Source organism: Gammaproteobacteria bacterium (assembly GCA_036381015.1).
Classification (GTDB): domain Bacteria; phylum Pseudomonadota; class Gammaproteobacteria; order Steroidobacterales; family Rariloculaceae; genus ZC4RG20.
On sequence record DASVDR010000035.1, the window covers coordinates 1 to 11385 of the forward strand.

An 11385-nucleotide genomic window follows, 5' to 3' on the forward strand; every position below is an offset into this window, starting at 1 on the left:
GCGTCTGCGGAGTGCGCCGCGTGTGGTCGCTTTCGGGACGCTCGCACGCATGGCCGGGGTCCCCGGCGCGAACGCAGTGAGCGCTGGGGTGGCGGCTGCGCGCGAGCGAGCCTACAGGGACGTACTTGCGGCGGTCCCGAAAGCGACCGCACGCGGCGCACTCCGCATACCACCAAGCTGTACTCCCGTAGGCTGCCGATACATTCGCTGCTGCTCAAATCGCTGCGAGCGCCTGCCGCAGATCGTCGATCAGGTCCTCCACGTCCTCGAGCCCGACCGACAGCCGCACGAGCCCGTCCGTGATGCCGACGCGCTTGCGCTCGGCTTCCTCGACGTCGGAGTGCGTCATCGTGACCGGATGCGTGATCAGCGTCTCGACCGAGCCGAGATTCTCGGCAAGCGTGCAGAGCTTCACCGAGTCCATCAGCTTCTTGCCGGCCGCGACGCCGCCCTGCACCTCGAACCACAGCATCGCCCCGAATCCGCTCGCCTGGCGCTTCGCGAGCGCATGCTGCGGGAACGACTCGAGGCCCGGGTAGCACACTCGCGCGACTTTCGGATGCGACTCGAGAAACTCCGCGATCGCTTGCGCATTCTGCGACTGCCGGTCCATCCGCAGGGACAGCGTCTTGATGCCTTGCAGCGTCAGCCACGCGACCCACGGCGACATGATCATGCCCCCCGCGTTCTGCACGAAGCGGATCTTCTCGTCGAGCTCCTTCTCGTCGGTGATGACCGCGCCCCCGACCGTCGCGTTGTGGCCGTCGAAATACTTCGTGGTGCTGTGGATTGAGATGTTCGCGCCGAGCGCGAGCGGGCGCTGGTAGTACGGCGAGAGGAACGTGTTGTCGACGGCGTGCGGGATGCCCCGCTCGCGGGTGATCTCCGAGACCGCCGCGATGTCGGTCAGCTTCAACGTCGGGTTCGCCGGCGTCTCGGTGAGCACGAGCCGCGTGTTCGGCCGAAGCGCCGCCCGCACGGCATCCGCGCTCGACGTGTCGGCGAACGTGAATTCCACGCCGAAACGACGGAATATCTTCGTGCAGAGCCGATACGTGCCGCCGTACGCGACGTCGGACACCACCGCATGATCGCCGGCCGAAAGGCAGGCCTCGAGCACGGCATGGATCGCCGCCATGCCGGTCGTGTAGCAGGTGCAGTCCGCACCTTCCTCGAGGATCGCGAGCTTCTTCTCGAGCGCGCGGACCGTGGGGTTCGCCGTGCGCGAGTACGAGAAGCCCTTCGCGAGATACTCGTCCACGGAATCCTGCACGAAGGTCGTGGACTGATAAATGGGAGTAAGGATCGCGCCGGTCACCGGATCCGGCGTGACGCCGGCGTGCACTTGTTTCGTGGTGAAACCCATCGGCCTGCTCCGCCAAACGGTGGGTGAGGCCGCGATGATACCGGAAAGGGCCCGAGCCTTGGGCATCGCGCCCGTCGGGCGCCTCAGCGGGGCACGAGCTCGATCTCGTAGACGTTCGGCCAGTTCTTGCCGGTGATGATCAGCCGCCCGGTGTCCGGATCGTAGGCGATGCCGTTCAGAACGTCCTCCCGGCCGCGCTGTGCCGGCGGATAGACGGCGCCGGCTTCGATCCAGCCGACGACGTCGCCGCTGTCCGGGTCGATCCGAGCGATCCGGTCCTCGTACCAGACGTTCGCCCAAATCTCGCCGTCGACGTACTCGAGCTCGTTGAGGCGGACGACCGGGCGGCCGTTCGCGTGCACGCGGATGCTTTTCTCGACCTCGAACGTCTGCGGGTTCAGAAAACGAATCGTCTCGGTGCCGTCGCTCAGAATCAGGTGCTCGCCGTCATGCGTGAGCCCCCATCCCTCGCCGTCGTACCCGAACGTGCCGAGCCGCTCGAAGGAGTAGACGTCATAGACGAACCCGACGTGATTCAGCCACGTGAGCTGGTACAGGCGGCCGTCGAGGATCGTGATGCCTTCCCCGAAATAGGCCGCCGAAAGCGGCTCCGCCTGCTGCACCTCGCCCGTCTCGAGATCGACGCGGCGGATCGACGAGCGGCCGTACTGCCCCGTGCCCTCGTAGAACGCGCCTTCGTAGAACGCGAGACCTTGCGTGAACGCGGACGGATCGTGCGGGTGCACCGCCTGCACCTCGACCCCCCAGAGCTGCGGCTCCCGGGGCGCGCCCAGCCGGGGCCAGGCGACCAGAGCCGCCGCGATCGCGACGAGCGCGCCGGCGATCGTCCACTTGATTCTCATCGACATCGTCATGCTTCGAGCTCGGGGCACGGCGGCCCGTGGAAAGCCGCGCGGCGAACGCTACTTTAGCGCACTTTCGCCGGCCCGCCGCGGGCGGCGCGGATCGGCCCGCGTCCTCATCCGCCGGCGCGCGCGGCGTGGCGGCGCTCGAGCCACCCGGTGCGCTTCACCCATTCCCACCGGAATTCCGCCGCCTCGCGCTCGACGGCCTCGTAGTCGTCGATATAGCGGCCCGCGAAGCCGTCGATGCCCCACTCCTCGAACTGCATCACGTGCTTCAGCTCGTGCGCCCACAACGCAGGATCCGTGAGCGCGTCGTCGCGGTTCAGGAACACGATCACGTGTCCGAGCGTGATCGCCGGCGCGAGGCCGAGCCGAAACGCGTTCTTCTGCAGCGAGAGCTCGCTGCCGCAATTCGCGCACCAGCGGGCGAGGTCGAGGATCTCCGGCGGGACGTGATCGGCGAGCTCCGCACGGATCGCTTCGGGGACCGGCTCGACGCCGGCGGCGATCGCCTCGTCGCGCGACTCCACGATCATCCGCGCGAGCATCGGCGCCGCCGCAGCGACGACATGCGGGTCGAGATCGTGCAGCCGGCGCTCGAGGCCGGCAAGCGTCTCGGCAGCGCGCGCCGAGAACGCGGCGACGAGCGCGTCGAGCGGCGACGGGCTGGCGCGGCTTGCGGAAATTGGCATGCCGGCGGTCAAGGCTGCCGCCGCGAGCGCCGCGGCACGGCCGGTTCGGATCCTTCGTTTGAGCATCGCGGGAGGCATCATGACCCGGGCGGCGCCCGCGGCGCAATCGGCGCGCGCGCAGCCCCGCCGCGGCGGGGCTCAGCCGAGGAACACGAGGCTGAGCTTCGGGACCGCCATCAGCAGGATCGTCACGGCGGTCATGATCAGCACGAACGGGAAAGAGCCCGCGAAGATCGTTCCCAGGCTGACGCGGTCGTCGTCCAGGCTCGACTTGATCACGTACGCGGAGAGCCCGAGCGGCGGCGTCAGCAGGCCGATCTCGACGCCGATCGTCGTGATGACGCCGAACCAGACGAGATCCCCGCCGAGCGCGGTGACGACCGGCAGCGCGAGCGGCAGCAGAATCAGCATGATCGACGTGGAGTCGAGCACGCATCCGAGGACGATCAGCAGCACGAGATACGCGGCGAGAAAGCCGGACATGCCGAGGCCCGTGCCGCCGAGAAAGCCCGCCATGTCCTGCGGCAGCTCGGTCAGCGTCAGCATGCGGCTGAACGTGCTCGCCGAGATGATCAGGAAGAGGATGATCACGGACACTTGCCCGGTCTCGCGGATCACCTCCCAGAGCTTCGCCCACGTGAGGCGCCGGCGCAGCAGCGCGAGGCACATCGCCGCGAACGCTCCGGCGGCGCCCGCCTCCGTCGGCGTGAAGACGCCGCCGTAGATGCCGCCGAGCACCAGCAGGATCAGGAACAGCACCGGCAGCAGCCCGAGGAAGGCGCGCATGCCGCCGGCGTCCCCGTCGGCGCCGCCGCGGTGCACGTGGCCGACGAACTCCGGCCACAGCCGCGCCATCAGCATGACGGCCACGGCGAACGCCACGGCGAGGAGAATGCCGGGGATCACCGCGGCGATGAACAGCGCGCCGATCGAAACCTCGGCGATCACGCCGTAGATGATCAGCAGCAGGCTCGGCGGGATCAGCATGCCGAGCACCGACGAGCCCGCCGTCAACCCGACGGCGAACTTCGGCGTGTAGCCGTGCCGCACCATCTCGGGCACGGCGATCTTCGTGAAGATCGCCGCGGACGCGATCGAGATGCCGGTGATCGCGGCGAAAATCGCGTTCGCCGCGACCGTGGCGACGCCGAGGCCGCCGACGATGCGCCCGAAGATCTGCTGCGCCGCGCGGAACGCGTCGCGCCCGATGTCCGACACGTTCACGAACAGCCCCATCAACACGAACAACGGCACCGTGGCGAACACGTAGTCCGACACCGTGCCTTCGGCCGCAAGCGCGAGCGTCCGCGTGGCGACCCCGAAGTCGCGCTCGAGCAGGACGAGACCGACGAAGCCCGTCAGCAGCAGCGAGATCGCGATCGGCAAGCCGAGCCCGATCAGCAGCAGCACGGCGACGATCATCAGCACGCCGATCGTCCGGGGCTCGGCGGGCTCGGCGCCTGCGAGCCCCACGACGGCCGCGGCCGCCGCGACCGCGAGCGGACCGATCACCGTGAGCCACGCGATCGCGCGCGCGCCCCGTGTCGACGCCGCGGGCGCGGCCGGCTGCGCCGCCGCGACCTGCCGCAGGTACTCGAGCGCGGCGACGACGGAGCCGAGCACGATGATCGCCTTGATCGGCCATACGAGCATCGTGAACTGCCCCTGCACGCCGGCGAACTCGCTCGTCAGCAACGCGCGCACCGTGTCCGGCCATTCGCCGACCGCGGTCAGAGCGAGCAGCACGCAGCCGACGGCCGCCATGACCATCCGCCAGCGGCGCGCGGCGGACGGTGCTCCGGCGTCGAGCGGGCCGAGCAGCATCTCGGCGCGCGTGATCCGGTCCTGCTGGACGGCGTACGCGACCTGCAGGAACACGCTCGCGACGAGCGACAGCGACACGATCTCGGTGACGCCGCGGATCGGATGGTCGAACACGGTCCGCCCGACGATGTCGGCGCAGATCAGGAACGTGAGCGCGAAGACCCAGACGACGCCCGCGCCGTTCATCAAGACGATCAGCCGGTCGAACGCGCGCGCCGCGCCGTCCGACCATGCCGATCGCTGCTGCAAAACGTACATCGACCAGCTCAGGGGTACGGGATCTTGTCCCAGTCGCGGAGCGGCGTGCCCCCTTTCGCCCGCACCGCTTCCATGTAGGCGCGCAGAACTTCTTTCGCCGGATAGCCGCGCTCCTCGTTGGCGGCGGCCCATCGGCCGGCGATGTTCGGTATCCCTGCGAGCCACTTGCGCCGCTCCTCGAGCGGGAGCTCGTAAACGACGGCGCCGTCCTTCTGCATGGACTCGAGCCCGCGTGCGTAGCGCACGTCGAGCTCGGCGGCGACGCCATCGCTGTAGGCCTTGCCGAGCTCCGTCAGCACCTCCTGCACCTCCGGCGGCAGGGACTCCCACGTGTCGAGGTTGATCGCCATGCCGCCCGTGAGCTGCGCGCCGATGCCGACCAGGGTGATGTACGGCGCGACCTCGTGGATGCGATACGGCGGCGCGCCGGTCAGGATGGTCAGCACGCCGTCCGCGACGCCGGTCTGGATCTGCGTGTAGTACGTCGTGAGCCCGCCGTCGACCGCGACCGCGCCGGTACCCTCGAGCCATGCGGCGGTCGGCCCCGGCGCGAGGATCTTGTGGCCGCGAAGATCCTCGATGCTGCGGACCGGGAAGTTCGTCATCAGGTGATACGTGTCGACGGCGCTGCCGCCGAGGAAGCGCTGGTTCTGATCCGTCCAGGCTTGCGTGAGCGACGGCAGCGTCTCGTGCAGCTCGTTGAAGATGTCGAGGATCATGTGGTAGTCGTCCGTGACGAACGGCGTGTAGTACGTCACGTTTTGGAGCGGCATCTTCGAGAGCTCCCAGAGCGTGCCGACCCAGCCGATGTCGGTGAGGCCGATCTCGACCGCCTCGAGCGTGTTGGAGTATTTGTAGAGCGAGCCGCCGTACGCCTCGGTCCAGCGGATTCGATAGGGGCTGCCGATCGCCTCGAGCCGATCGTTCATCTGCTCGACGACCGCGGAGTGCATGACCCCGACCCACGGCAGGCCGGTCGTGTGGCTCGACGCGACCGTCAGGCGGATGGTCTCGGCCGCGGCGGCGGGCGCCGACCCCGCGGCAGCCGCGAGAGCGGCAGCGGCGAGCAGCGCGCCGGCGGCACGGGCCCGATTAGCACCGGAAGTCTTCGGCGGATTTCCCAATTCTCCCCCAAGGGCAAGCCGCACGACAGTCGTCGCGCGAGACAGTACCACGAACGGGCGGTCCCGCACACGTGTCCGGCGCCGAATGCGCGTGCACGCGGGCCGCCGCCGGATGCACGCAGCTGGTAAGGTAGGGATCATGGGTATGCTGATCGAAGGCCGATGGCACGACGTCTGGTACGACACGAAGGCGTCGCAGGGGCGGTTCGTCCGCAGCGAATCGCAGTTCCGTAATTGGGTGACGCCGGACGGGTCGCCGGGGCCGAGCGGGCGCGGCGGGTTCAAGGCGGAGCCCGGGCGCTATCACCTCTACGTCTCGTGGGCGTGCCCGTGGGCGCACCGCACGCTGATCCTCCGCAAGCTCAAGGGCCTCGAGCCGCTGATCGGCGTCTCGGCCGTGAATGCCCACATGGGCTCGGAAGGCTGGACGTTCGAGCCGGGCGAAGGCGTGATCCCGGACACCGTGAACGGCGTGAGCCGGCTTTACGAGCTCTACACGCTCGCCGATCCCCGATACAGCGGGCGCGCCACGGTCCCGGTGCTGTGGGACAAGGAGCAGCGCACGATCGTCTCGAACGAATCGGCCGAGATCGTCCGGATGCTGAACTCGGCGTTCGACGACGTCGGCGCGAACGACGCCGACTTCTATCCCGAGCCGTTACGGGCCGAGATCGACGCGCTGAACGACTTCATTTACCCGAACGTGAACAACGGCGTCTACAAGGCGGGCTTCGCGACCACTCAGGAGGCCTACGAGGAAGCCGCGACGGCCGTGTTCGACGCGCTCGACCGCCTCGACGAGCGCCTCGCGTCGCGCCGCTATCTCACGGGCGCGCGCATTACCGAAGCGGACTGGCGCTTCTTCACGACGCTCGTACGCTTCGATCCCGTGTATTTCGGCCACTTCAAGTGCAACAAGCGCCGGATCGTCGACTACCCGAACCTCTGGGGGTACACGCGCGATCTTTACCAGGTGCCGGGCGTCGCCGAGACGGTGAAGGTCCCGATCATCAAGGCGCACTATTACGGCAGCCATACGACCATCAATCCCCACCTGATCGTCCCGATCGGCCCGGACATCGATTACGGGGCGCCGCACGATCGCGCGCGGCTCGCTTGAGCGTTCCGCTCGCCTGAGCGTTCCGCTTCCGGCGCCCGCGCCGTGGCGGGCGCCCGGAACGAGTCTTGCTGCCGCAGGCCAGAGAGAGCCTCGATTCGGCTCGAGGCCGCATCCGATGCGGACCCGCGGGAAGTCGCCGCGACGACGCTGATCCGACGCGACCCGCGCGGCCGGCGGCCGCCCGTTCCGATTCCTGGTCTCACTTTTTGCAAAGAGGTGGGTCATGAACAGTCGATTGATGATGATGCTCGGCGCCGGGATCGGAGCCGCGACGATGTACTACTTCGACCCCGCGCGGGGCCGTTACCGACGCGCGTTGGTGCGCGACCAGCTCGTGCACACCGGGCACAAGGCGCGGCGCGGCGTCGGCGTCGTCGGCCGCGACTTCCGCAACCGGGCGATCGGCACGACCGCGAGCGTGCGCTCGCTGTTCGATGCATCGCCGGTGGACGACGCCGTGCTCGCCGACCGGGTGCGCGCGTGTCTCGGGCGCGCGGTCACGCACCCGGCGTCGATCGAGGTCGAGGTGAAAGACGGCGTCGTGACGCTGTCCGGGCCGATCCTCGAGGACGAGGCCCCGCTGCTGATCGATCACGTGCGCGGCGTCCGCGGCGTGCGGGACGTGCACAACCGGCTCGAGGTGCACGCCGAGCCGGGACGGATTCCCGGCCTCCAAGGGCATCCGCGGCGCCGGCCGGGACAGCGCTCCGCATTCATGCAGGCGAACTGGTCCCCGACCGCGCGTGCGATCGGCGGTCTCGCGGGCGCTGCGGCCGCGCTCTACGGGCTGAACCGACGGACTCCGCTCGGCACGATGCTCGGTGCCGGCGGCATGCTGCTGCTCTCGAGGGCCGCGACGAACCTCGAGATGCGGCGCCTCTTCGGCGTCGGCGCGACGCGCCATGCCGTGGATATCCAGAAGACGATCCACATCCACGCGCCCGTCGAGAAAGTGTTTCAACTTTGGCAGGACTTCGAGAGCTACCCGTCGTTCATGACGCACGTGCGGCGCGTGCGCCGCGTGAACGACGGGCGCGAAAACCGCGACCGGTGGCGCTGGACCGTGTGCGGCCCGAAAGGCATCGAGCTCGAGTTCGACTCGGTCGTGACCGCCCGCGAGGAGAATCGCCTGCTCGCGTGGAGCACGGAGAGCGGCGCCCTCGTCCAGCATGCCGGCCGCGTGCAGTTCCAGGGCCACCCGGACGGGACGACGACGGTCGACATCAAGATGGTCTACAACCCCGTGGCCGGCGCGGTGGGTCACGCGGTCGCGTGGCTGCTCGGCGCGGACCCGAAGCACCAGATGAACGACGATCTGATGCGGATGAAGTCGTTCCTCGAAACCGGCAAGGCGCCGCACGACGCGGCCTCCAGGACCCACGCCGAGCACCGGGCGGCGCGGCCGGCGGGCAACGGATCCGGCGCGCCCCGGCCGGAGGAGCCGACGCAGCCGCAGCCGGCCGCCTGAGGCGAGGCTACATGCGGCCCGCGCGGTAGTCGTCGAACGCCTGGTAGATCTCGTCCGGCGTGTTCATCACGAACGGGCCGTAGCGGGCGATCGGCTCGTTCAGCGGACGGCCGCCGACGAGGATCAGGCGGCACCCCTGCTCCGCCGCGGCCCGCAAGTCGACCCGCGGCCCGTGGCCGAGCAGCGCCAGCTCGCCGCGGTCGAGCCGCTCGGCGCCTCCCGGCGGCCCGACCTCGGCCGCGCCCTGGTAGACGTAGACGAACACGTTGTGGCCTTCCGGCACCGCGACCGTGTACGACGCGCCCGCGTCGAGCCTCAGGTCGTGGTAGACCGGCTCGGTGGCCACCGCGGTGACCGGGCCGTCGGCGCCGTCGAGGCGGCCGGCGATCACGCGCGCCGTGACGCCCGGCGCGGGCTCGATTTCCGGGATCCGATCCGCCTGGATGTCCTGGTACCGCGGGGCCGTCATCTTGTCGCGGGCCGGCAGGTTGACCCAGAGCTGAAAGCCCCACATCAACCCCTCCTCCTGCTCCGGAAACTCCGAATGCACGATCCCGCGCCCGGCCGTCATCCACTGCACGCTGCCCGGCCCCAGGAGGCCGGTGTTGCCCTGGTTGTCGCCGTGCCGCATGCGTCCGGCCAGCATGTACGTGACGGTTTCGAAGCCGCGGTGCGGGTGGTTCGGAAAGCCCGCGATGTAGTCGTTCGGATCGTCCGACCGGAACTCGTCGAGCAGCAGGAACGGATCGAAGTGATCGAGGATCGGCGTGCCGATCACGCGCGTCATCCGCACGCCCGCGCCGTCGCTCGTCGGCTGCCCGCGAATCTTTCTCACGATGCGGCGGGACTCGGCCGCCGTGTCCGTCGTAGCCATGTGCGTCCTCGAAGGTCGGAGGCGAATGCGAAGCCCCTGGGCGAAATGGCGATTGTACCGCGGCGCCGTGAGAAATCGCCCCGACTGGGCTAGAATCGGGCCATCGGCCGGCACCCTGCCCTCGATCTTGCGAGCCGCAGCGGCAGCCCGGGCTTCAAGCACCGCCTCCGAGGAGTAGATTCATGGTCGCCAAGCTTTCAGAGCCGAAGATCATCTCCGACGCGGACATTGACCCGCGCCACGACTGGTCGCGCGCGATCTACGCGCCGGGCACGATGAACGTGGATTTCGAGGAGCGGGTCGACTTCCGCCGCCTGCACCGTTACCGCCTGGCGCGCACCCGGCAGGCGCTCGCGAATTCGGATCTCGGCGCGATCCTCACGTTCGACGCGAACAACATCCGCTACATGACGAGCACGATGATCGGCGAGTGGTCGCGCGACAAGATGTGCCGGTTCGCGCTCCTCGCCGGCAATGCCGAGCCGCACCTGTGGGACTTCGGCTCGGCGGCCGCGCATCACCGGATCTACGCGCCGTGGCTTCCGAAGCCGCACTGCCACGCCGGCATGCTCGGCCTGCGCGGCGCGGTGCCACCCGAATCGGGCCTGATGCGCGACGCCGCGAAGGAGATCAAGGCCATCCTCGAGGAAAACGGCGTCGCCGACCAGCCGCTCGGCGTCGATCTCGTCGAGCCCCCGATGCTGTACGAGCTCCAGAAAGTCGGGCTCGAGGTCCGCGACGGGCAGCAGGTCATGCTCGATGCCCGCGAGATCAAGAGCCGTGACGAGATCATGCTGCTGAACGTCGCGGCGTCGATGGTCGACGCGGTGTATCAGATGATCTACGAGGAGCTGAAACCGGGCGTGCGCGAGAACGACATCGTCGCCCGCGCCACGAAGATGCTCTTCGAGATGGGCTCGGACGACGTCGAGGCCATCAACGCGGTCGCCGGCGAGCGCTGCAGCCCGCACCCGCACAACTTCACGGACCGGCTGATCCGCCCCGGCGATCAGACCTTCTTCGACGTGATCCAAGCCTACATGGGCTACCGCACGTGCTATTACCGCACGATCAACGTCGGCCGCGCGAACGACGCGCAGCGTGATGCCTACAAGAAGGCCCGCGAGTGGATCGACGCGTCGATCAACGTGATCAAGCCCGGCGTCGGCACCGACGAGGTCGCGAAGGTCTGGCCGAAGGCGCAGGAGTTCGGCTTCTCGAGCGAGATGGAGTGCTTCGGCCTCCAGTTCGGCCATGGCCTCGGCGTCGCGCTGCACGAGCGGCCGATCATCAGCCGGCTCGTGAGCGACAACCCGATGGAGATCAAGGAAGGCATGGTCTTCGCGCTCGAGACCTACTGCCCGGCGAAGGACGGCTTCTCGGCGGCCCGCATCGAGGAAGAGGTCGTCGTGACGGACAAGGGCTGCCGCGTCATCACGCTGTTCCCGGCCGAGGAGCTGCCCGTCGCGAATGCGTACTAGGTAGAGCACGAGCTGCGCGGCGGCCGCAGCCGACAAGCACGTATCAGGCCCCGATTTCCAACAACGACAAGGCGACGATCCAAGTGGACGTACAAACGACGAACCCGGCGGCGTCCTTCAGGGAGCCGCACGGGACGCTGAGTCCCGAGACTCGGCTGAAGCTCTATCGCACGATGCTCGAGTGCCGCTATCTCGAGAAGCGCGCGTACGACCTCTTCATGCAGAACCTCATCAAGGGCACGAGCCATCTCGGTCTCGGCCAGGAGGCCGTCGCCGCCGGTTTCGGCGTGGCGATGCGGCCGACGGACTACA

The 11385-nt window shown here is 68.7% G+C and carries 10 protein-coding genes; 4 read left to right on the forward strand and 6 right to left on the reverse strand.

The features are described 5' to 3' along the window. Positions 1-214: 214 nt before the first annotated feature. From VF329_12515 to VF329_12535, 5 genes are all read right to left on the reverse strand, one after another. A complete protein-coding gene (locus VF329_12515; GenBank protein ID HEX7081827.1) occupies positions 215-1366 on the reverse strand; it encodes a PLP-dependent aspartate aminotransferase family protein in 1152 nt (383 codons plus the stop codon). Positions 1367-1449: 83 nt separating this feature from the next. After that, a complete protein-coding gene (locus tag VF329_12520; protein HEX7081828.1) occupies positions 1450-2235 on the reverse strand; it encodes a glutaminyl-peptide cyclotransferase in 786 nt (261 codons plus the stop codon). Between the two features lie 110 nt (positions 2236-2345). Further along, a complete protein-coding gene (locus tag VF329_12525) occupies positions 2346-2924 on the reverse strand; it encodes a DUF4157 domain-containing protein (protein ID HEX7081829.1) in 579 nt (192 codons plus the stop codon). 138 nt (positions 2925-3062) lie between these two features. Continuing rightward, complete coding sequence (locus VF329_12530) at positions 3063-5006, reverse strand: TRAP transporter large permease subunit (GenBank protein ID HEX7081830.1); 1944 nt, start codon at positions 5004-5006, stop codon at positions 3063-3065. A gap of 8 nt (positions 5007-5014) precedes the next feature. Continuing rightward, a complete protein-coding gene (locus VF329_12535; GenBank protein HEX7081831.1) occupies positions 5015-6130 on the reverse strand; it encodes a C4-dicarboxylate TRAP transporter substrate-binding protein in 1116 nt (371 codons plus the stop codon). A 139-nt stretch (positions 6131-6269) separates the two neighbouring features. On the opposite strand from VF329_12535, the gene VF329_12540 reads away from it, so the two are divergent. After that, complete coding sequence (locus tag VF329_12540) at positions 6270-7250, forward strand: glutathione S-transferase family protein (GenBank protein ID HEX7081832.1); 981 nt, start codon at positions 6270-6272, stop codon at positions 7248-7250. Positions 7251-7473: 223 nt separating this feature from the next. Continuing rightward, a complete protein-coding gene (locus VF329_12545) occupies positions 7474-8718 on the forward strand; it encodes an SRPBCC family protein (protein HEX7081833.1) in 1245 nt (414 codons plus the stop codon). Positions 8719-8725: 7 nt separating this feature from the next. Here the strand turns inward: VF329_12545 and VF329_12550 are convergent, their stop codons facing one another. Next, on the reverse strand, positions 8726-9592 hold the full coding sequence (locus tag VF329_12550) for a pirin family protein (protein ID HEX7081834.1): 867 nt from the start codon (positions 9590-9592) through the stop codon (positions 8726-8728). 182 nt (positions 9593-9774) lie between these two features. Here VF329_12550 and VF329_12555 point away from each other — a divergent pair, with 182 nt between their 5' ends. Together VF329_12555 and VF329_12560 are read left to right on the forward strand one after the other, a co-directional pair. After that, positions 9775-11073 (forward strand): M24 family metallopeptidase, encoded by a 1299-nt coding sequence (locus VF329_12555; protein ID HEX7081835.1) that lies wholly within the window; start codon positions 9775-9777, stop codon positions 11071-11073. A 137-nt stretch (positions 11074-11210) separates the two neighbouring features. Further along, positions 11211-11385: pyruvate dehydrogenase (acetyl-transferring) E1 component subunit alpha (locus VF329_12560; GenBank protein ID HEX7081836.1), on the forward strand; the 175-nt coding region annotated here is incomplete at its 3' end.

Excerpts from the sequence above, each read along its gene's own strand:
- VF329_12545 (HEX7081833.1), top strand. The coding sequence starts at position 7,474 with ATGAACAGTCGATTGATGATGATGCTCGGCGCCGGGATCGGAGCCGCG.
- VF329_12540 (HEX7081832.1), top strand. The coding sequence starts at position 6,270 with ATGGGTATGCTGATCGAAGGCCGATGGCACGACGTCTGGTACGACACG.
- VF329_12555 (HEX7081835.1), top strand. The coding sequence starts at position 9,775 with ATGGTCGCCAAGCTTTCAGAGCCGAAGATCATCTCCGACGCGGACATT.
- VF329_12530 (HEX7081830.1), bottom strand. The coding sequence starts at position 5,006 with ATGTACGTTTTGCAGCAGCGATCGGCATGGTCGGACGGCGCGGCGCGC.
- VF329_12520 (HEX7081828.1), bottom strand. The coding sequence starts at position 2,235 with ATGTCGATGAGAATCAAGTGGACGATCGCCGGCGCGCTCGTCGCGATC.
- VF329_12515 (HEX7081827.1), bottom strand. The coding sequence starts at position 1,366 with ATGGGTTTCACCACGAAACAAGTGCACGCCGGCGTCACGCCGGATCCG.
- VF329_12550 (HEX7081834.1), bottom strand. The coding sequence starts at position 9,592 with ATGGCTACGACGGACACGGCGGCCGAGTCCCGCCGCATCGTGAGAAAG.
- VF329_12525 (HEX7081829.1), bottom strand. The coding sequence starts at position 2,924 with ATGCCAATTTCCGCAAGCCGCGCCAGCCCGTCGCCGCTCGACGCGCTC.